Origin of the sequence: Actinoplanes sp. NPDC020271, assembly GCF_044388125.1 — a bacterium.
Lineage (GTDB): Bacteria > Actinomycetota > Actinomycetes > Mycobacteriales > Micromonosporaceae > Actinoplanes.
The window spans coordinates 174,326-192,723 of record NZ_JBIRWQ010000012.1; the positions used below are offsets into that span (position 1 = coordinate 174,326).

Here is an 18,398-nt window from a genome sequence, read left to right on the forward strand (position 1 = left end):
TCGAAAGACCGGGTGTCACCTCATCGGCGGCGATCGCCGGGCCGGTTGCCGTTACGGCGGGCCGCCGGGCGGGCGCCCGGACGCGGGGTGGTGCCGGCCATCGCGGGAACGTCCGAGGCGGTGGCGTTCGCCGGGCGGGTCCGGTCGCGGGCCACGTCGTCGGAGCCCTTGGCCCGGCGCGCCAGGACCCGGGCGTTGTGCGCCTTGATCTTCGGCTCCTGGTCCTTCAGCGCGCTGAGCACCGGCGCCGCGAACAGGATCGAGGAGAGCACCCCGAAGCCCATGCCGACGAAGAGCACCAGGCCGAGGTCCTTCAGCGTGCCGGCGCCGAGCAGGCCGGCACCGATGAAGAGCAGACCACCGACGGGCAGCAGGGCCACCAGACCGGTGTTCAGCGAGCGCATCAGGGTCTGGTTGACGGCCAGGTTGGTCGCCTCGGCGTAGGTGCGGGTGCTGCCCGCGGTGATCCCGCGGGTGTTCTCCTGCACCTTGTCGAAGACGACCACCACGTCGTACAGCGAGTAACCGAGGATCGTCAGGAAGCCGATCACCGTGGAGGGCGTGACCTCGAAGCCGACCAGGGAGTAGACCCCGGCCGTCATCACCAGGTCGAACAGCAGCGAGGCGAGGGCCGCCACCGCCATCCGCACCTCGAACCGGATGATCAGGTACGCCACCACCAGCACCAGGAACACGATCAGACCGATCACGGCCTGCCGGGTGACCTGGCCGCCCCAGGCCGCCGAGACCTGGTCGTCACTGATCTTGCCGGCGTCCACCCCGAGGTCCTGGACGAGCGTGGCCTTGGCCTCCCTCGCCTCGTCGGTCGAGAGCGCCGAGGCCCGCACCGTGAAGGTGGCGTCGTTGCCGTCGCCGACCTTCTGGGTGGTGGTGATCGTGGCCTCCGGGGCCGCCTGCTTGACGGCCTTCTCGACCGCGGAGGACACCTCCTCCTGGGTCAGCGTCCTGGTCCCGGCCGCGGCCGGCACGCTGAACGAGGTGCCACCGGCGAACTCGATGCCGAGATCGAAGCCGCGGACCAGGAAGCTGCCGATGGAGATCAGCACCAGCGCGGCCGCGATCGTGAACCACATCTTCCGGCGGCCGACAATGTCGATGTTGGCTTCACCCGCGTAGAGGCGGGACGCGAGACCGGAACTGGCCATCTCAGGCCTCCTTCACACGCGAGGAGACGGACTCCTCGGTCGGGTTACGGCGCAGGACGCGGCCGAGACCGCTGACCCGCGGCGACAGGAACGCCTTGGTGTTGGCGAACATGGTCATGATCGGGTGCCGGAAGAGGAACACCACGAGCAGGTCGAGCACGGTGGCGAGACCCATCGCGAAGGCGAAGCCCTGGACCGCGCCGATCGACACGATGTAGAGGACCACCGCACACATGATGGTGATGGTGTTCGCCGAGATGATCGTCCGGCGGGCGCGGTGCCACGCTCGTGGCACGGCGCTGCGGGGGGAACGACCCTCGTGGATCTCGTCCTTGAGCCGCTCGAAGTAGATGACGAACGAGTCCGCCGCCACACCGAGCGACACGATGAACCCTGCGATACCCGCCAGGGTCAGCGTGTAGCCGATGGAGCGGCCCAGGAAGACCAGCGCACCGAAGGTGAGCAGACCGGAGAGCAGCAGGCTCAGGAAGATGACCGAGCCGAGCAGGCGGTAGTAGAAGAACGCGTAGATCGCCACCAGGCCCATGCCGATCGCGGCGGCGATCAGGCCGGCCTCGAGCTGCTGCAGGCCGAGGGTCGCGGAGATGGTCTGCGCCGGGCCGGACTCGAAGGTGACCGGGATGGCGCCGAACTTCAGCTGGTCGGCCAACTGCTTCGCGGACGTGGCGGTGAAGCTGCCGGTGATCTGCGAGGAACCGGTCAGCACGCCCTGGATCTGCGGCGCCGACAGGATCTCCTTGTCCAGCACGACCGCGACCGCGCAGTGGTCGGCCGAGCCGTAGAGCGACTGGACGGCGGTGAAGCACGGGTCGCTGGAGTTCGCGTTGTACGCCACGCGGGTCAGGTCGGCCCACTTCTTCTGGCCTTCGCTCTTGAAGTCGAGCGAGACGACCCACTGGCCGTTGGTCTGGTCGAGCTGCGGGCTGGCGCCGGAGATGTCGTCACCGACCACCTTCGCCTGGTCCAGCAGGACCTTGGCCTGACCGCTGTAGCACGCCACCACCTGCGAGTCGACCTTGTCGATCGAGCCGTTCGGCCGCTTGTCGAGCTGGTCGCAGCTGATCGTCGGCACGTACATCTGCATGTTCGGGCTCAGCACGGACACCTCGGCCGGCGTGAGCGCGTTGAACGGCTTGTAGACCAGGCCGGCCTTCGGGTCGGTGGTCAGGTCGACCGGGCCGGTCAGTGCGTTCGCCTGGGCCCAGAGCTTCGCGCCGATCTTCTTCTCGACCGCGGCACGCTGCTCCTGCACGCCGGCCGAAACCGGGGCCTCCGACGTGGCCGCGCTCGGGGTGGCCGCCGGGGCCGCGGCGGAGGCCGCCGGGCTCGGGTTCGCCGACGGGGTGGCGCTCGGCACCGCCTCGCCACCGCCCTGGCCACCGGTGCCGGCGGACGGGCCGGAGGTGATCGACGGGGCGCTGGCGCCGGCCGACGGCTTCACCGCGCCGGACGGGGCAGCCGAGGGAGCCGGGCCGCTCGCCGAGACGCTGGGCGACGGCGAGGCCGGGTTCAGCGCGCTCGCCGACACGTCCGGGGTGGTACCGACCAGCAGCCGGAACCGCATGTTGGCGGCCTGGGCCAGGTCCTTGAGCTGGTCGTCGGCCTTACCGGCCAGGGAGACCACGATGGTGTTCTTGCCCTGGACCACGACCTCGGCCTCGGAGACGCCGAGCGCGTTCACCCGGTTCTCGATGATCGTGCGGGCCTGCTCCATCGACTCCTGCGTCGGCGTCCCACCGGCCTGGCTCGCGATGTAGGTGGCCTGGGTGCCACCTCGCAGGTCGAGGCCGAGCTTGGGCTGCAGGCGGTCGGTGAAAGTGCCCTTGGCGTCACCGGCGAAGAAGACCAGCAGATACAGGACGACGAAGATCAGGCCGAGCACGCCGAGTTGGCGTCCAGGATGCATCTGTCCCTGTGGTGGTCGTGCCACGGCGTTAGGTCTCCCTGTGTTCGGCCGCGCGACCCGCGCGGCGCTGTCGATCGGTGGCCGGCCGTCGACTTCTCGGACGGCGGCCGGAGGGGACCGGACCCGTCGGCAGGGAAGCCGCGGGCCGGTCCGAGATGGATCTTGTCAGTCGTTCTTGCGGACGTCGACGACCGGGTTCGGCGTCTCCGTGAGGACAGTTTCCGTGCTGGTGACGGGCGCCTCGACGACCTCGTCCTCCGCCTCCGCGGCCGGCTCGCCGGCGCGGGTGACGACCCGGGCGATGGCCGGGCGGGCGAAGCGGACCTGCACCTCCGGCGCGATCTCCAGCAGGACCACGTCGTCCTCGATCGACACCACGGTGCCGTGCAGGCCGCCGATGGTGACGATCTCGTCGCCGGGGCCGAGCTTGTTCTGCAGCTCCATCGCCTCCCGGCGCCGCTTCTGCTGCGGCCGCATCACCAGGAAATACATCACGCCGATGATGAGGATGAACGGCAGGAACAGGCTCAGCGGGTTACCCCCGCCGGCGGACTCGGCCACGCTTAACACGAGAAAAAGCCTTCCGTAGGCCCCCGGGACCTCTGCGGAGATCGGGCCGGGGCGTCAAAACATCCGGGTTGAAGCGGGGGCGAGTCTAATCGGTCAACCTGGAGACTACGAATGCGGCACACGTCACGTTCACATCACGAGGGATATTTACGTATCTCGTGCGAACAGGTCCCCCTGAAACACCCCGGACCTGCCGTCTTGAGGCGGCGTCTTACCCAGATGCGCCCAACCGGCCTCGGTCGCGACCCGGCCCCGCGGCGTCCGGGCGAGCAACCCGGCCCGGACCAGGAAGGGCTCACAGACCTCCTCGACGGTGTCGGCCTGCTCACCGACCGCGACGGCCAGCGTGGAGAGGCCGACCGGACCACCCTTGAACGACTCGATCAACGCCCGCAGCACGGCACGGTCCAGACGATCCAGGCCGAGCGCGTCGACGTCGTACACCTGAAGTGCCGCTTTTGCGATGTCTGCGGTGACGACGCCGTCGCCGCGCACCTCGGCGTAGTCCCGGACCCGGCGCAGCAGCCGGTTGGCGATACGCGGGGTGCCGCGCGACCGGCCGGCGATCTCGGCGGCGCCCTCCGGCGTGATCGGCACCCCGAGAATGCGGGCCGAGCGGTGCAGCAGCGCGTCCAGGTCAGCCGGTGAGTAGAAGTCCAGGTGCGCGACGAAACCGAACCGGTCCCGCATCGGACCGGTCAGCAGCCCGGCCCGGGTGGTCGCGCCGACCAGCGTGAACGGCTCCACGTCGAGCGGGATCGCGGTGGCGCCCGGGCCCTTGCCGACCACCACGTCGACCCGGAAGTCCTCCATCGCGCTGTAGAGCAGTTCCTCGGCCGGCTTGGCGATCCGGTGGATCTCGTCGATGAAGAGGACGTCACCCTCGCTCAGCCCGGTGAGGATGGCGGCCAGGTCGCCCGAGCGCTCGATCACCGGGCCGCTGGTGGTGCGGATGCCGGTGCCCAGCTCGGCGGCGACGATGTTGGCCAGCGTGGTCTTGCCCAGGCCGGGCGGGCCGGAGAGCAGGATGTGGTCGGGCGGGGTGCCCCGGCCCATCGACGCCTTCAGCAGCAGTTCCAGCTGGTCACGGACGCGGTGCTGAGCGATGAAGTCGCTGAGCCGCCGTGGCCGGACGCTGGCCTCGGCATCGAGTTCCTCGTCGTGAACGTCCGGCGACAGATCACTCATCGGGTCTTGCCCAGCAACCGGATCGCCTGGCGCAGCAGCACCGGAACCGGCGGCACCTCACCGTCGATCGTCTCGCCGATCGCGGCGACCGCCTGATCGGCCTGCGTCGCACTCCAGCCCAGCGCGAGCACACCCTGCCGGACCTGCTCCTGCCACGCCCCGGCCAGCACGCTCGTGCCCGCGCCGTCGCCGAACCCGACCGGCCCGATCTTGTCCTTCAACTCGACGATCATCTTCTCCGCGCCGCGCTTGCCGATGCCCGGGACCTGCGTCAGCGCCGCGATGTCACCGCCGCCGATGGCACGGCGTACGGCATCGGGCTGATGCACCGCGAGCACCGCCTGAGCGATGCGGGGGCCGACACCGTTCGCCGTGAGGAGCAGCTCGAAGAGCTGCCGTTCGTCGTCGTCGGCGAACCCGTAGAGGGTGAGCGAGTCCTCCCGGACGATCAGCGTGGTGGCCAGCCGCGCCTCGGCGCCGTTGCGCAGCGAGGCCAGCGTGTTCGGCGTGCAGAACACGCGCATGCCGACACCGCCGACCTCGACCACGGCACTGTCCGGAAGGATCGCGGTGACGACACCGCGCACGCTGGCGATCATCGGCTGCTCCTGCGGGCGGCGGCGATCGCCGCGGCTTGGATCCGGGCCCGGGTGCCCCCGCGCCAGATGTGACAGATGGCGATGGCGATGGCGTCCGCCGCGTCGGCCGGTTTCGGCGGCGCGTCGAGCTTCAGCAGCCGGGTGACCATGGCGGTGACCTGTGCCTTGTCGGCGGTGCCGGAGCCGGTGACGGCCGCCTTGACCTCGCTCGGCGTGTACGTCTGCACGGGCAGCCCGGCCCGCGAACCGGCCAGGATCGCGACCGCGCTGGCCTGCGCGGTGCCCATCACGGTACGCGCGTTGTGCTGCGAGAACACCCGCTCGACGGCCACACTCTCGGGTTGGTGCCGGGCGACCAGCTCGGCGAGGCTCCGGTCGAGGTGGAGCAGGCGCAGCGCGATGTCCTCGTCCGGCTCGGAACGGACGACGTGGTAGTCGATCAGCGTTCCGGGACGGCCGGGCACCCCCTCGACCACACCGACGCCGCACCGGGTGAGACCCGGGTCGATGCCGAGCACGCGCACACGGCCTCCCCTCACGTACGTGTGTTCGACACCCTAGTACGGTCACCGCTTGCGCTCGCCGCCGACACGCTCCGACGATGGGGTGGGAGGTTCGCCGATGTGGCTCATACCACCGATGGACGAGGATCCACCGCCGGAGTTCGTCGAGGCCGTCGCCGCTCACGAGCACGAGCTGCGGCGCGAGGCACTGCGCCTGACCGGCGGCGACCCGATCGGCCACGAGATCTACCAGGAGTCGCTGATCGACCTGGCCGGCCACTGGCGCCGCCTGCGCCTGTGGGGACGGTTCACGCACACCGACGCGGCCGGCATCTACCTGCGCGAACGCCTCATCAAACGGACCACGGCGTGGCGCGACGACCAGGTCTACGAGGTCGAGGTCCGCGTGCTGCGCACGCCGGAGAAGCAGCTGGTCCAGGTGGGCGGCCCGGCCGCCAGCCTCGCTCTTCGCAAGGCCGCGGTGATCGACGGTACGGCCCGGGCGGGCTCACCGACCCTGGCGGACGCCACCATCGCGTGGTGTCACGCGTGGCGCCGTTCCCAGCAGCACCACGTCGCCCGCGTGATCCTCGGCGGCCTGCTCCTGGTCGCCGCCATGATCCAGTCGATGTCCTGGCTCGCCGGCCCGCCGTGAGACCGCGCACCGGCCGACCCGGCGTCGCCGCCCGGGCCCGATGACGCGGACGGGCCGGTCCCCGCACATGTCCGGAACACACCGGGAGAATGCGCGGGGACCGGCCCGTCCGGCCGATCGGACTCAGGCGTCGATCAGTGCCATGACCTCGTCGGAGACGTCGAAGTTGGCGTAGATGTTCTGGACGTCGTCGCAGTCCTCGAGGGCGTCGATCAGCTTGAGGACCTTACGGGCGGCTTCCTCGTCGACCTCGACCGTCATCGTCGGCAGCAGCGGCGACTCGGCCGAGTCGTAGTCGATGCCGGCGTCCTGCAGCGCGGTGCGGACCGCGACCAGGTCGGTCGGCTCGCTGACCACCTCGAACGACTCGCCGAGGTCGTTGATCTCCTCGGCGCCGGCCTCGAGGACGGCGACCATGATGTCGTCCTCGGTGAGCTCACCCTTGGGGACGATGACGACGCCCTTGCGGTTGAACAGGTACGACACCGAGCCGGCGTCCGCGAACGTGCCGTTGTTGCGGGTCAGCCGGGTGCGCACCTCGGTGGCGGCGCGGTTCCGGTTGTCGGTGAGGCACTCGATCAGCAGGGCGACGCCGTTCGGCCCGTACCCCTCGTACATGATCGTCTGCCAGTCGGCGCCGCCGGCCTCCAGGCCCGAGCCGCGCTTGACCGCGTTGTTGATGTTGTCGTTCGGGACCGACGACTTCTTCGCCTTCTGGATGGCGTCGTAGAGCGTCGGGTTACCCGCCGGGTCACCACCACCGGTCCGGGCCGCTACCTCAATGTTCTTGATCAGCTTGGCGAACATCTTGCCGCGCTTGGCGTCGACCACCGCCTTCTTGTGCTTGGTCGTCGCCCATTTGGAGTGGCCGGACATGCGAAACCTCCGTGTCTACCGTGCGGGTGCGGCCTGGCGGACCATCTCGACGAAGTACCGGTGGACGCGAAGGTCGCCGGTCAGCTCCGGGTGGAATGCCGTGGCGAGCAGGTTGCCCTGCCGAACGGCGACAATCCTACCGGCGTCGTCACCGGAGGCCACGCGACCCAGCACCCGCACGTCGGGGCCGACCTGCTCGACCCACGGCGCCCGGATGAAAACGGCGTGGAAATCGCCGCCCTCGATGCCCTCGATCCCCACCGCCGCCTCGAACGAGTCGACCTGCCGGCCGAAGGCGTTGCGCCGGACGGTCATCTCGATCCCCTGGAACGACTCCTGATCGGGACGCCCGTCCAGCACCGTGGTGGCCAGCATGATCATGCCGGCGCAGGAACCGTACACCGGCATACCGTCCGCGATGCGCTTCCGGATCGGGTCGAGCAGACCGAAAGTGATCGCCAATTTGCTCATCGTCGTGGACTCGCCGCCGGGGAGCACCAACGCGTCGACGTCGGCCAGCTCCTCGGGGCGGCGGACCGGTCGCGCCAGCACGTCCGACTCCGCCAGGGCCGACAGGTGTTCACGCACGTCGCCCTGCAGGGCCAGCACTCCGATGTTCACGCCGTCAACTCTAGGGGCCCCTCACGGCGTACGCGCAAATGGTCTTGACCTGGGGTTCGGCGCTAATTCAGGCCACCGGGGGGTCGATTGGCTATCGAGGTGGCCACCCGTCGCTCCGTAGCATCGCGCTACCGAACATTCGCACGAGGAGTCGTATGTCTGAGAACCAGCCCGCCGTCGGAACCGCCCGCGTCAAGCGCGGCATGGCGGAGATGCTCAAGGGCGGCGTGATCATGGACGTCGTCACCCCCGAGCAGGCGAAGATCGCCGAGGACGCCGGCGCCGTCGCCGTGATGGCGCTGGAGCGCGTCCCCGCCGACATCCGCGCCCAGGGCGGCGTGTCCCGGATGTCGGACCCCGACATGATCGACGGCATCATCAACGCCGTCTCCATCCCGGTCATGGCCAAGGCCCGGATCGGTCACTTCGTCGAGGCCCAGGTGCTGATGTCGCTGGGTGTCGACTACATCGACGAGTCCGAGGTGCTGACCCCGGCCGACTACGCCAACCACATCGACAAGTGGCAGTTCACCGTGCCGTTCGTGTGCGGGGCGACCAACCTCGGCGAGGCGCTGCGGCGGATCACCGAGGGCGCCGCCATGATCCGGTCGAAGGGCGAGGCCGGCACCGGTGACGTGTCGAACGCGACCACGCACATGCGCAGGATCCGGGGCGAGATCCGCCGGCTGCAGACGCTGCCGGAGGACGAGCTCTACGTCGCGGCGAAGGAGCTGCAGGCGCCGTACGAGCTGGTCAAGGAGGTCGCCGAGGCCGGCAAGCTGCCGGTCGTGCTGTTCACCGCGGGCGGCATCGCCACCCCGGCCGACGCCGCGATGATGATGCAGCTGGGCGCCGAGGGGGTGTTCGTGGGCTCGGGCATCTTCAAGTCCGGCAACCCGCGGCAGCGCGCCGAGGCGATCGTCAAGGCCACCACGTTCCACGACGACCCGGACGTGATCGCGAAGGTGTCGCGCGGGCTGGGCGAGGCGATGGTCGGCATCAACGTGGAGGAGATCCCGGAGCCGCACCGGCTCGCCGAGCGCGGCTGGTAAGGACCTCGATCGTGAAGGGCCGTCCTGGTGGGCGGCCCTTTTCGTGGGCTAGACGGCTTGAACCGGCAGCGCTTCCGGCGACGGGGCCGGGGACGGCAGCGGCGGCATCACCGGCTCGACGATGTCGAAGTAGCGGGGCTGCGGATACCGCCCCGGCAACCGCAGCACCCGCACCAGCTTGCGCCGCCGCGCGGTCAGCGCGTCCCGCACCAGGTCGGTGTGCACCTGCCGGGCCAGCACCACCCGGCGGCTGCTGACGATCAGGGTCCGGGCCGCCGGGTCCCCCGGGTCCAGGGCGATGCCCTGCAGCTGGCGGGTCAGGTCGTTCTCCGCGGATTCGCGCTCGTCGGGCTCGGCGTCGAGGGCGAGCCGGGCCGCGGCGTAGAGCTCGACCGATTCCGAGTGTTCGGCGACGACCGCGGCGGCGGCGGCCCGGCGGAGCAGGTGCGCGTCGAGGGCGCGTTCGGCGGACTGGGCGCGGGCGTGCACCCGTTCGACCCGCTGGGCGGTCCAGCCGAGGTATGCCGAGAAGATCGCGGCCAGCACGACGACACCCAGCACCCACCACATGCGGGGCATCGTAGTGCGGAATTGTGTCGGACCGTCACCTGCCCCGAGGCGATCAGGCCTCGTCGTCGTCGAAGACGCGCCCGTCGGTGGCCTCGATCGCCGTGGTGTAGACCTCGAGGACCCGCCCGGCCACACTCGGCCAGTCGAACGTCCGGACGACGTGACGTGCGCGGGAGGCCAGGTCAGCCCGGCGGGCCGAGTCGTCGAGCAGGTCGCCGAGGAGCCCGGTGAGTGCGTCGGCGTCGCCGGTGGGGAAGAGCGCGCCGGCGCGGCCTCCGTCCAATACCCGACGGAACGCGTCGAGGTCGCTGGCGGCGATCGCGGCTCCGGCGGCCATCGCCTCGGTGAGGATCATGCCGAAGCTCTCGCCGCCGGTGTTCGGGGCCACGTAGACGTCGACGCTGCGCAGCATCCGGGCCTTGTCGGGCTCACTGACCAGACCGAGGAACTCCACCCGGGCGTGCAACTCGGGCGGGATCTCGTCGAACAGCTCGTCGCGGTCACCCGGACCGGCCACGAGCAGGCGCAGGGCCGGGCGGTCACGGGCGAGCGCGACGAAGGCCGTACGCACGAGTGGGAAGCCTTTGCGAGGCTCGGTGAAGCGGCCGAGGAAACCGAGAGCACCGCCCGGGCCGGGCCATCCGGGCAAGGGCGGAGCCGAGGCGAACTTGCGCACCGCGACCCCGTTGGGGATCTCGACCGCGCCGCCGCCGAGGTGTTCGACCTGAACCTTGCGGGCGAGTTCGCTGACCGCGATCCGGGCGGTGATCTTCTCCATGACCGGCTGGAGGAAGTTCTGGGCGACGGCGAGCGCGCGGGAGCGGGTCATCGCGGTGTGGAAGGTGGCGACGACCGGGCCGCGTGCGGAGAGCACCGCCAGCAGGGACAGGCTGGGCGTGAGCGGTTCATGGACGTGCAGCACGTCGAACTCGCCGCGGGCCAGCCAGCGCCGGACCCGGGCGGTGGAGACGGGACCGAAGGCGATCCGGGCGACCGACCCGTTGTACGGCAACGGCAGCGCGCGCCCGGCCGGCACGAGGTACTCCGGCAGTTCCGCGTCCTCGTCGGCGGGGGCGAGCACGCTGACGTGGTGACCGAGTTCGATCAGCGCCTCGGCCAGGTCCATGATGTGGTTCTGCACACCGCCGGGTACGTCGAACGAGTACGGCGAGACGATCCCGATCCGCACGGCTACTCCTAGATCCAGATCTTCTGGAGCATGTGCCAGTCCTGCGGGTGTTCCCCGATCCCGGCCTCGAACGCGTCGGCCATCAGCTGCACGGTCCGCTTGACCCGTTCGTCGAGCGGCCCGTCGGCCGGCGGGGTGATCCGCCGCAGCCGCGCCTCGACGCGGTCCTCCGAGTACCACATGTCGACGGCGAACATCGGCGCACCGCTGCGGATGGCCAGGATCGCCGGGCCGGGTGGCATCTTGCTCCGCCCACCGAAGAACTCGACCTCGACGCCGCCGCGGGACAGGTCCCGGTCGGCCAGCAGCGGGACGACCCAGCCCTGCTGGAGGTGCTCGGTGAGCACGTCGAGCGGCGGGCGTTCGCCACCGGTGAGGGCCAGCACGCGCATGCCGAGGCTCTCCCGGTAGTCCATGAACTTCTGGAAGACCGCCTCCGGCTTGAGCCGCTCCTGCACGGTGATCATCTGCCAGCCGTTGGCGACCACCCAGGCCGCCGCCGCGTCCCAGTTGGCCACGTGCGGCAGGGCCAGGACCAGGCCGTTGCCCTCGGCGATGAGGCTCTTCATCTCGTCGTAGCAGTCCGGGCGCATGTGGAAGCCGGCCGCGTTCTGCTCGCGGGTCTTCGACGGGAGGCGGAACGCCTCCATCCAGTACCGCGCGTACGACCGCAGCCCGTCCCGGACCAGCGTCTCCGGCATGTCCGCGCCCACCACCTGCTGGTAGTTGCGCCGCAGCCGCTGGGTGCCCGGCCCGTTCTTCTTCCAGGCCCGATCGGCCGCCGCGGTGAACAGCGCCCGCGCGGCCGGCCGCGGCAGAGCGCGGACCAGACGCCACCCGGCGGTGAAACCGAGCGTGGTCAGCTGTTCCTTCACTCGGCCGGTTCCCTGACCTCGGTGCGCGCCGCGTTGATCAGCCGCTGGAAGACGGTGACCAGGGAGAGCGCGGCGAGCACCCAGAGCGCGGCGGGCAGGCCCCACTCCAGCCCGGCGGCGCCGAGCAGGCCACCGACGCCGACGATGAGCAGGCGTTCGAGGCGTTCGGCGATGCCGACGTCGGCGTTCAGGCCGAGGCTCTGCGCCCGGGCCTTCACGTACGAGACGACCTGACCGGCGACGAGGCTGATCAGCGCGGCGATCATTCCGCCGTACGGATTGCCCTGCCCGGCCATGTAGTAGGCGACGGCGCCGAAGACCGCACCGTCCGCGAGGCGGTCCATGGAGGAGTCGAGGAGCGCCCCGAATTTCCCGGTTCCGCCGCGCATGCGAGCCATCGTGCCGTCGAGCGCGTCGGTGAGAGCGAAGGCGGTTACGATCACGGTGCCCGCCAGGAGTTTTCCTTGGGCACCGAAGTAGGAACCGATGAGCACCCCGACGGTGCCCGCGACGGTGACGGCGTTGGGTGTAACGCCGATCTTGAGCAGGAAACGTGCGACCGGGTTGACGCCGTACGAGACGACGGCACGGGCCGTTACTTGAACGATCTTTGCCATGGCCGTCCCACCATAACGGCGCGGGCCTGGTCGCGGTACGGCTCGCCCCCTCGTTGGCCGGATCGTCACCATCCGGCATCCTCTGGTGGCTTCCGGTCCTTGCGACCGGGACAGCCCCGGGTGTGGGATTTGTAGAACAGCGGCGAAATACAGCTGAAACGACAGGAGCGCTCGGCATGGCGCAGAAGACTTCGGAGAAGGGGCTTGCCGGTGCGACAGCGCCGGTGGTGACCGAGCCCGGCAGAGTACGCAACGTGGTGCTGGTGGGCCACTCCGGCGCCGGGAAGACCACGCTGGTGGAGGCGCTGCTCGCGGCCACCGGCACGATCCCGCGGGCCGGCACCGTGACGGACGGCACCACGGTCACCGACAACGACCCCGCGGCGGTACGGCAGCAGCGCTCGGTCGCGCTGTCCTGTGCCCCGCTGACCCACCGCGACGTGAAGGTCAACCTGCTGGACACGCCCGGGTACGCCGACTTCGTCGGTGAGCTGCGGGCCGGGCTGCGCGCGGCGGACGCGGCGCTGTTCGTGATCTCCGCGGTGGACGGCGTCGACGAGGCGACGGTCGGGCTGTGGGAGGAGTGCGCCGCGGTCGGCATGCCGCGCGCGGTGGCGATCACCCGGCTGGACCATCCGCGCGCCGACTACGAGCAGGCGCTGCAGGACTGCCAGGACGCGTTCGGCGAGAACGTGATGCCCACCTACCAGCCGATGCTCGGCGACGACGGCCAGTCGATCGTCGGCCTGATCGGGCTGGTGTCGCTGCGGGTGCTGGACTACTCGAACGGGTACCCGCCGCGGGAGGGCGCGGCCGAGCCCCAGCACCTGAACCCGATCGCCGACGACCGGAACCAGCTCATCGAGGGGATCATCGCCGAGAGCGAGGACGAGACCCTGATGGACCGGTACATCGCCGGTGAGCTGATCTCCACCGCCGCGCTGATCCCGGACCTGCACAAGGCCGTCACGCGGGGCAACTTCTACCCGGTGATCCCGGTCTGCGCGGGCACCGGCGTCGGGCTGGACGCGCTGCTCGACGGTCTGACCGACGCCGCGCCGTCGCCGCTGGAGCACGAGCTGCCGGTCGTCACCGGGGTGGACGGCTCACCGCGGCCGCCGCTGACCTGCGACCCGGACGGCCCGCTGGTCGCCGAGGTGGTCCGCACCACGATCGACCGGCACGTCGGCCGGGTGTCACTCGTGCGGGTGTTCTCCGGCACGCTCCGGCCGGATCAGACGCTGCACGTCTCCGGGCACGGGATGGCCGGGCGCGGTCACCCCGACCACGACGCCGACGAGCGGGTGGCGCACGTCTACACCCCGCTCGGCTCGACGCTGCGCGAGGTGGGGCAGTGCGTGGCCGGCGACATCTGCGCGATCACCAAGTCGGGCAGCGCGGAGACCGGTGACACGCTCTCCGGCAAGGACGACCCGATGCTGATGGCGCCCTGGTCGATGCCGGAGCCGCTGCTGCCGATCGCGGTGGTCGCGAAGACCCGCTCGGACGAGGACGCGCTGGCCAAGAACCTGGGCCGGCTGGTCGCCGGTGACCCGACGCTGCGTCTGGAGCGCAACGCCGACACCCACCAGCTGGTGCTCTGGACGATGGGCGAGTCGCACGCCGACGTGGTCCTCGACCGGCTCCGCTCCGGGGGCGTCGAGCTGGACACCGAGCCGGTGAAGGTGTCGCTGCGGGAGACGTTCGGTGCCGCCGCCAAGGGGCACGGGCGGCACGTCAAGCAGTCCGGCGGCCACGGGCAGTACGCGGTCTGCGACCTCGAGATCGAGCCCCTCCCCCGCGGCAGCGGTTTCCAGTTCGTCGACAAGGTGGTCGGCGGCGCGGTGCCGCACAACTACATCCCGTCGGTCGAGAAGGGGGTCCGCGCGCAGCTGGAGAAGGGCATCGTCGCCGGTTACCCGGTCGTCGACCTGAAGGTCACGCTCACCGACGGCAAGGCGCACAGCGTCGACTCCTCGGACGCGGCGTTCCAGACCGCGGGGGCGCTGGCGCTGCGCGAGGCCGCCGGCGCGGGGCAGATGACGCTGCTGGAGCCGGTGGACGAGATCGTGGTCCGGGTGCCCGACACCTACGTCGGCGCGGTGATGAGCGACCTCTCCGGGCGCCGGGGCCGGCCGCTGGGCACCGACACCGAGGACGACGGCGGGCACAGCCTGGTCCGGGCCGAGGTGCCGGCGATCGAGCTGGTCCGTTACGCCGTGGAGCTGCGTGCCCTCTCCTCGGGATCGGGCACGTTCTCCCGTTCGTACGTCCGCCACGAGCCGATGCCGGCGCACCTGGCCGACCAGGTCCGGAAGGAGCACGCGGTCAGATAGTGATCGCGTTGGCCGCCTCGTGCATCGGCGCGAGCACCTTGTCGATCACCTTCTCCTTCTGCGGGTGGAACTTGAGGGTCCGCATCCCGTAGTTCCGGAAGGCGATGTTGAGGCGGCCACCGGGCACCATGTCCTTGACCATCTTCCGGCCGAAGGCCAGGTTCTTCTCGACGTACGTCCGCATCGCGCTCTCGTAGGCGGCGAGACCGCCCGGCTCACCGAGGTGCTGGGCCAGCACAAACGCCCCGACCAGCGCGAGACTCGTGCCCTGCCCGGACGCCGGTGACGGGCAGTGCGCGGCGTCGCCGAGCAGCACCACCCGACCCGACGACCAGGACGGCAGCTCGACCTGGCTCATCGAGTCGAAGTAGAAGTCATCGGCGGCGTCCATCGCGGCCAGGAATTCGTCGGACCTCCAGCCCTGGCCCTCGAACGCGGCACGGACCAGCTGTTTCTGCGCGGCCGGGTCACGCCGGTCGTAGGTCAGCTCCGGTGACGCGAAGACCATGCCCACCTTGGCCGGCCGGCCGGGCTCCATCGCGTAGGCGAAGACCAGCCGGCCCGGCCGTGAGTACATGACCTCCTCACGGACGACGCCGAGGTCGTTGGGGACCGAGAAGATCGAGATATACGCACCCAGGTAGCTCAGCGGGGTGTCGCCCAGCACCGTGCGCCGGGTCAGCGAGTGCAGGCCGTCGGCGCCGACCACGTAGTCGAAGCGGCGGGGCGCACCCTTCTCGAACGTCACGTCGACGCCCTCACCGTCGTCGGTCAGCGTCGCGACGGAGTCGCCGAACACATACTCCACCTGCTCGCGGGTGGCGTCGTGCAGGATGCGGCTGAGGTCACCACGCATGATCTCCAGGTCGTCGCCGCGGCGGCCCATCAGCAGGTCGGCCGGGAGCTGGGCGATCGGCTTGCCGCCCTTGTTCACGTAGGTGATCAGCTGCATCCCGGTGTCGGCGCCCTGGGCCGCGGCGAGCAGGCCCATCCGGCGCAGCACCTCGGTCGCGGCGCCGCGCACGTCCACCTTGTAGCCGGCCTCGCGCAGCTCGCCCGCGCGCTCCACGACGGTCACCTCGAAGCCCCGCTGCGCCAGCCAGAACGCCAGCGCCGGACCACCGATACCCGCACCTGAGATCAACACCCGCAAGTTCGTCATGCCAGTTACTATACAAACGTCTTATACGTTTGTATAGAAGTTAGGATCCACGACTATGGGGCATCGCGAGGAGCTGTTGAAGGGCGCCAAGAAAGCGCTGCTGGAGAAGGGTTACGCCCGGACCACGGCCCGTGACATCGTGGCGCTCTCCGGTACCAATCTGGCCTCGATCGGCTATCACTACGGGTCGACCGACGCGCTGATGACCGCCGCGATGCTCAGCGCCATGGAGGAGTGGGGCGACGCCCTGGGCCGCGCGCTGAGCGAGCCGGGCGACGGTGACGCCGACCCGATGCTCGACTTCTGGCGGCGGGTGATCCGGTCGATCCAGACCGACCGGCCGCTCTGGCTGGCCAGCGTCGAGGTGGCGTTGCAGGCCGAGTACAACCCCGCGCTGCGCGAGCAGCTCGCCGCGGGCGTCCGGGCCGGCCGCTCCGGGATGGCCGCGATGCTCAGCGGTGTCCCCGAGGATCAGGTCGACGACGCGACCGCGCGCTCGCTCGGCTCGGTGCAGATGGCCCTGATGTCGGGCGTGCTCACCCAGTGGCTCACCGACCCGGCGCACGCGCCCTCGGCCGAGGACATCGTGGCCGGGATCCGTGCGCTCAGTGGGCTGACCAGGCCTTCGACAGCATGAGTTTGGTCTCGGAGAGCAGCTGCGGCAGGATCTTGGTCTGACCGATCACCGGCATGAAGTTGCTGTCGCCGCTCCACCGCGGCACCACGTGCTGGTGCAGGTGCTCGGCGATCCCGGCGCCGGCCACCGCGCCCTGGTTCATCCCGAGGTTGAAGCCGTGCGGCCGGCTCACCGAGCGGATCACCCGCATCGCCGTCCGGGTCAGGGCGGCCGTCTCGACCGTCTCCTGCTCGGTCAGGTCGGTGTAGTCGGCGACGTGCCGGTACGGGCAGATCATCACGTGCCCGGGGTTGTACGGATACAGGTTCAGCACCGCGAAGACCAGCTCGCCCCGGGCCACCACCAGGCTCTCCGGCTCGGGCAGATCAGGAGCCAGGCACAACGGGCAGCCGGCCGGAGCGCGATCCCCGGTGACGTACGGCATCCGGTGCGGAGTCCAGAGCCGCTCCAACCCGTCCATCCTCCGCATCCTAGGCGGTCGTCGTCGCGGCATCGTCACCGTGGTGCGGCCGGTTCCGCCGCGCCCGGCGGCGTCCCTCGCGACGCCGCGGTCAGGTCACCCGCTCGCGGCCGGGAGGTTCTGCCTGCCGACGACCGAGAGCAGTTGTAATTTCTCGTGGCTCTCGCTGCCCGGAACGGCGGCGCAGCCCGGAGGTGCGGCGGCGCTGACCGCGCGGGAGCCCGACGTCCTCGGGTGGCGGTGACTCCCGGCGGCGGCGCAGGAACTCGGCCGGCCCGGCTCGATCGATCATCGTTCGGTTCTACCACCGATCGCCGGGCGCGTCCTGGGCCTGTCGATCCCCCCTTGACGGACCGCTCAACCCGGGATCGGCAGACCGTGGTTACGCCCGCGGATCCGGTGCAGCCTGAAACGGCAATCAGCTCCTGCGGGAAAGGCGAGAAAATGGCACGCACCACATCCGGGTTCACCGTTCCCGACCTCACCGGGAAGATCGCCGTGGTCACCGGGGCCAGCGACGGGATGGGGCTGGGGATCGCGTCCCGTCTGGCCGGGGCGGGCGCCGAGGTCGTCATGCCCGTCCGGAACCGCGGCAAAGGCGAGAAGGCGATCGCCCGGATCAGGCAGGAGCACCCGGCGGCAGCCGTCTCCCTGCGCGATCTCGACCTGTCGTCGCTGGAGTCGGTCGCCGCGCTGGGCCGCACGCTGCGCGACGAGGAACGGCCCGTCCACATCCTGATCAACAACGCCGGCGTGATGACCCCGCCCGATCGCATGACCACCGCCGACGGGTTCGAGCTGCAGTTCGGCAGCAACCACCTCGGGCATTTCGCGCTGGTCGCGCACCTGCTGCCGCTACTGCGGGCCGGGCACGCCCGGGTCACCTCGCAGCTCAGCGTGGCGGCCAACTCGGGCGCGATCAACTGGGACGACCTGAACTGGGAGAAGTCCTACGCCGGGGGCCGCGCGTACAGCCAGTCCAAGATCGCGTTCGGCCTGTTCGGGCTGGAACTGGACCGCCGCAGCCAGGCCGGGGGCTGGGGCATCACCAGCACCGTCTCGCACCCCGGCATCGCGCCGACGAACCTGCTGGCCGCCCAGCCGCACCTGGGAAGGACCAAGGACACCACGGCCGTACGGGTCATCCGGGCGCTCTCCCGCCGCGGCATCCTGACCGGCACGCCCGAGTCGGCGGGGCAGCCGGCGTTGCTGGCCGCGACCTCACCCGACGCGCGGGGTGGCCGGTTCTACGGGCCGAGCGGGCTGGGGCACCTGAGCGGGCCACCGGCCGAGCAGCCGGTCTACACCCGCCTGCGCAGCCCCGAGGACGCCCGGCGCATCTGGCAGATCTCCGAGAACCTGACCGGCGTCACGTTCCTCGCCACGCACTGATCG

The 18,398-nt window shown here is 70.5% G+C and carries 19 protein-coding genes; 5 read left to right on the forward strand and 14 right to left on the reverse strand.

Annotated features, from left to right (window positions below):
- Positions 1–20 precede the first annotated feature (20 nt).
- The 6 genes from secF to ruvC form a co-directional block, all read right to left on the reverse strand.
- On the reverse strand, positions 21–1,166 hold the full coding sequence (gene secF / locus ACH442_RS25900) for a protein translocase subunit SecF (protein WP_396340687.1): 1,146 nt from the start codon (positions 1,164–1,166) through the stop codon (positions 21–23).
- 1 nt (position 1,167) lies between these two features.
- The gene (gene secD / locus ACH442_RS25905) at positions 1,168–3,093 is read right to left on the reverse strand and encodes a protein translocase subunit SecD (RefSeq protein WP_396340688.1); all 1,926 of its coding nucleotides are present in this window, start codon (positions 3,091–3,093) and stop codon (positions 1,168–1,170) included.
- Positions 3,094–3,258: 165 nt separating this feature from the next.
- Positions 3,259–3,654 carry a preprotein translocase subunit YajC gene (gene yajC / locus ACH442_RS25910; RefSeq protein WP_396340689.1) on the reverse strand — a complete coding sequence of 132 codons (396 nt, stop codon included), beginning with the start codon at positions 3,652–3,654 and terminating at the stop codon, positions 3,259–3,261.
- A gap of 156 nt (positions 3,655–3,810) precedes the next feature.
- Complete coding sequence (ruvB, locus tag ACH442_RS25915; protein WP_396340690.1) at positions 3,811–4,851, reverse strand: Holliday junction branch migration DNA helicase RuvB; 1,041 nt, start codon at positions 4,849–4,851, stop codon at positions 3,811–3,813.
- Entirely contained in the window at positions 4,848–5,450 is a 603-nt protein-coding gene (ruvA, locus tag ACH442_RS25920) for a Holliday junction branch migration protein RuvA (RefSeq protein WP_396340691.1), read from the reverse strand. The genes ruvB and ruvA overlap by 4 nt, the downstream gene beginning before the upstream one ends.
- Positions 5,447–5,974 (reverse strand): crossover junction endodeoxyribonuclease RuvC, encoded by a 528-nt coding sequence (gene ruvC / locus ACH442_RS25925; protein WP_396340692.1) that lies wholly within the window; start codon positions 5,972–5,974, stop codon positions 5,447–5,449. Before ruvC ends, ruvA begins: the two co-directional genes overlap by 4 nt.
- Positions 5,975–6,071: 97 nt before the next feature.
- Here ruvC and ACH442_RS25930 point away from each other — a divergent pair, with 97 nt between their 5' ends.
- Entirely contained in the window at positions 6,072–6,608 is a 537-nt protein-coding gene (locus ACH442_RS25930; RefSeq protein WP_396340693.1) for a hypothetical protein, read from the forward strand.
- A 123-nt stretch (positions 6,609–6,731) separates the two neighbouring features.
- Here the strand turns inward: ACH442_RS25930 and ACH442_RS25935 are convergent, their stop codons facing one another.
- Both ACH442_RS25935 and pdxT read right to left on the reverse strand, forming a co-directional pair.
- Positions 6,732–7,484, reverse strand: a complete 753-nt coding sequence (locus ACH442_RS25935) for a YebC/PmpR family DNA-binding transcriptional regulator (protein WP_396340694.1) — start codon at positions 7,482–7,484, stop codon at positions 6,732–6,734.
- A 15-nt stretch (positions 7,485–7,499) separates the two neighbouring features.
- Positions 7,500–8,105, reverse strand: a complete 606-nt coding sequence (pdxT, locus tag ACH442_RS25940; protein ID WP_396340695.1) for a pyridoxal 5'-phosphate synthase glutaminase subunit PdxT — start codon at positions 8,103–8,105, stop codon at positions 7,500–7,502.
- A gap of 155 nt (positions 8,106–8,260) precedes the next feature.
- Here pdxT and pdxS point away from each other — a divergent pair, with 155 nt between their 5' ends.
- Positions 8,261–9,157, forward strand: a complete 897-nt coding sequence (gene pdxS, locus ACH442_RS25945) for a pyridoxal 5'-phosphate synthase lyase subunit PdxS (protein WP_396340696.1) — start codon at positions 8,261–8,263, stop codon at positions 9,155–9,157.
- 48 nt (positions 9,158–9,205) lie between these two features.
- On the opposite strand, the gene ACH442_RS25950 is transcribed toward pdxS, so the two are convergent.
- Genes ACH442_RS25950 through pgsA form a run of 4 tightly spaced genes read right to left on the reverse strand, consistent with a single transcriptional unit; the run spans position 9,206 to position 12,408 of the window.
- Complete coding sequence (locus tag ACH442_RS25950) at positions 9,206–9,736, reverse strand: hypothetical protein (RefSeq protein ID WP_396340697.1); 531 nt, start codon at positions 9,734–9,736, stop codon at positions 9,206–9,208.
- Between the two features lie 43 nt (positions 9,737–9,779).
- Positions 9,780–10,916, reverse strand: coding sequence for a glycosyltransferase family 4 protein (locus ACH442_RS25955; protein ID WP_396340698.1), 1,137 nt, complete (start codon positions 10,914–10,916; stop codon positions 9,780–9,782).
- Between the two features lie 8 nt (positions 10,917–10,924).
- Positions 10,925–11,791, reverse strand: coding sequence for a phosphatidylinositol mannoside acyltransferase (locus tag ACH442_RS25960; RefSeq protein ID WP_396340699.1), 867 nt, complete (start codon positions 11,789–11,791; stop codon positions 10,925–10,927).
- Positions 11,788–12,408: a phosphatidylinositol phosphate synthase gene (pgsA, locus tag ACH442_RS25965; protein WP_396340700.1), complete on the reverse strand. Its 621-nt coding sequence runs from the start codon at positions 12,406–12,408 to the stop codon at positions 11,788–11,790. The genes ACH442_RS25960 and pgsA overlap by 4 nt, the downstream gene beginning before the upstream one ends.
- A 176-nt stretch (positions 12,409–12,584) precedes the next feature.
- Between pgsA and ACH442_RS25970 the strand changes: the two genes are divergently transcribed.
- On the forward strand, positions 12,585–14,744 hold the full coding sequence (locus ACH442_RS25970) for an elongation factor G-like protein EF-G2 (protein ID WP_396340701.1): 2,160 nt from the start codon (positions 12,585–12,587) through the stop codon (positions 14,742–14,744).
- Here ACH442_RS25970 and ACH442_RS25975 read toward each other — a convergent pair.
- Positions 14,737–15,906 carry an FAD-dependent monooxygenase gene (locus tag ACH442_RS25975; protein ID WP_396340702.1) on the reverse strand — a complete coding sequence of 390 codons (1,170 nt, stop codon included), beginning with the start codon at positions 15,904–15,906 and terminating at the stop codon, positions 14,737–14,739. The genes ACH442_RS25970 and ACH442_RS25975 overlap by 8 nt on opposite strands.
- 55 nt (positions 15,907–15,961) lie before the next feature.
- On the opposite strand from ACH442_RS25975, the gene ACH442_RS25980 reads away from it, so the two are divergent.
- Positions 15,962–16,543 carry a TetR/AcrR family transcriptional regulator gene (locus ACH442_RS25980; RefSeq protein ID WP_396340703.1) on the forward strand — a complete coding sequence of 194 codons (582 nt, stop codon included), beginning with the start codon at positions 15,962–15,964 and terminating at the stop codon, positions 16,541–16,543.
- On the opposite strand, the gene ACH442_RS25985 is transcribed toward ACH442_RS25980, so the two are convergent.
- Entirely contained in the window at positions 16,512–17,003 is a 492-nt protein-coding gene (locus tag ACH442_RS25985) for an HIT family protein (RefSeq protein ID WP_396340704.1), read from the reverse strand. The genes ACH442_RS25980 and ACH442_RS25985 overlap by 32 nt on opposite strands.
- Positions 17,004–17,447: 444 nt before the next feature.
- Between ACH442_RS25985 and ACH442_RS25990 the strand changes: the two genes are divergently transcribed.
- On the forward strand, positions 17,448–18,395 hold the full coding sequence (locus ACH442_RS25990) for an SDR family oxidoreductase (RefSeq protein ID WP_396340705.1): 948 nt from the start codon (positions 17,448–17,450) through the stop codon (positions 18,393–18,395).
- The last annotated feature ends 3 nt before the right edge of the window (positions 18,396–18,398 follow it).